Annotated in this window: 2 protein-coding genes; both read left to right on the top strand. The window is 58.9% G+C overall.

Annotated features, from left to right (window positions below):
* The first annotated feature begins 102 nt into the window (after window positions 1-102).
* Window positions 103-1032, top strand: a complete 930-nt coding sequence (gene arcC / locus NUV89_RS29635) for a carbamate kinase (protein ID WP_257784112.1) — start codon at window positions 103-105, stop codon at window positions 1030-1032.
* An 18-nt stretch (window positions 1033-1050) separates the two neighbouring features.
* The gene (locus tag NUV89_RS29630; protein ID WP_257784111.1) at window positions 1051-1413 is read left to right on the top strand and encodes a DUF5064 family protein; all 363 of its coding nucleotides are present in this window, start codon (window positions 1051-1053) and stop codon (window positions 1411-1413) included.
* Window positions 1414-1485: the final 72 nt, after the last annotated feature.

The raw sequence follows: 1485 nt of genomic DNA, 5'->3' as shown, positions 1-1485 counted from the left end.
TCAGTCAACACATGTATCAACTGATCCACCGCTTTCGCGAGCAAGCCCGCTCCCACATTTTGTCCCGCGTTCACAACGATGAATTTCAGAAGGACACTCTGTATGCGTATCGTCGTTGCACTGGGCGGGAACGCCCTGCTCCGCCGTGGTGAACCCATGACTGCGGACAACCAACGCGCCAATATCCGAATTGCCACCGAACAGATCGCCAAGATTCATCCCGGCAACGAACTCGTCATCGCCCACGGCAATGGCCCGCAGGTCGGCCTGCTGTCGTTGCAGGCGGCGGCCTACACCCAGGTTTCGCCGTACCCGCTGGACGTGCTCGGCGCCGAGACCGAAGGCATGATCGGCTACATCATCGAACAGGAACTGGGCAACCTGCTGGACTTCGAAGTGCCCTTCGCCACCCTGCTCACCCAGGTTGAAGTGGACGCCAACGACCCCGCTTTCAAGAACCCGACCAAGCCCATCGGCCCGGTGTACTCCAAGGCCGAAGCGGAACAACTCGCCGCCGAAAAAGGCTGGGCAATTGCCCCGGACGGCGACAAATACCGCCGTGTGGTGGCCAGTCCACGGCCAAAACGCATCTTTGAAATCCGCCCGATCAAGTGGCTGCTGGAAAAAAGCAGCATCGTGATCTGCGCCGGCGGTGGCGGCATCCCGACCATGTACGGCGAAGACGGCAAGCTCAAGGGCATCGAAGCGGTGATCGACAAGGACCTGTGCTCGTCGCTGCTGGCGTCGCAACTGGAAGCCGACTTGCTGGTGATCGCCACGGACGTCAACGCCGCCTTTATCGACTACGGCAAGCCGACCCAGAAAGCCATCGGCCAGGCCCACCCCGACGAAATCGAAAAACTCGGCTTCGCCGCCGGCTCCATGGGGCCCAAGGTGCAAGCGGCCTGCGAGTTCGCCCGCAAGACTGGCAAAACCGCCGTCATCGGTTCACTCTCGGACATCGAAGCGATTGTCCAGGGCAGCGCCGGTACACGCATCAGCACGGCAAAACCTGGCATCACCTACCTGTGAAGTTGAGGAGAAACGCCTATGGCCATCTTTGAACCGGGTCACCTGCACGTCGAACGTCATGCGCTCAATGCCAATGACTACAGCTACAACCTGTGCATCGACTACGAAGTCAGCCAGGACCCCAAGGAAGGCAAGGGCATGCTCTTTAAACTGCATGGTTCAGTGCAGGGCAAGGACCTCAAGGAGGAGTTTTTCCTGCCCAAGGACCAGGCGTTCGACTTTGCCCGGCATGCGATGAACATCGCGCAGAAGTATGGAATGCCGAAGGTCGCGGTGCTCAACGGCTCGATGCACAAGCAGTACGACCTGATGTTCGAGGATGTGCGGCATCAGTTGGATGTGAAGCCAGGTGATCCGATCAAACCTGAGCACTTAGAGTAAGAACACCGCAAATCCTCTGTGGGAGCGGGCTTGCTCGCGAATGCGGTCGATCAGTTAAAAATGCACTGACTG

The organism is Pseudomonas sp. 18.1.10 (genome assembly GCF_024655625.1).
In the GTDB taxonomy this organism is placed as follows: Bacteria; Pseudomonadota; Gammaproteobacteria; order Pseudomonadales; family Pseudomonadaceae; genus Aquipseudomonas.
Note: the sequence above shows the minus strand (reverse complement) of the source record. Positions and strands in the feature narration are given on the sequence as shown.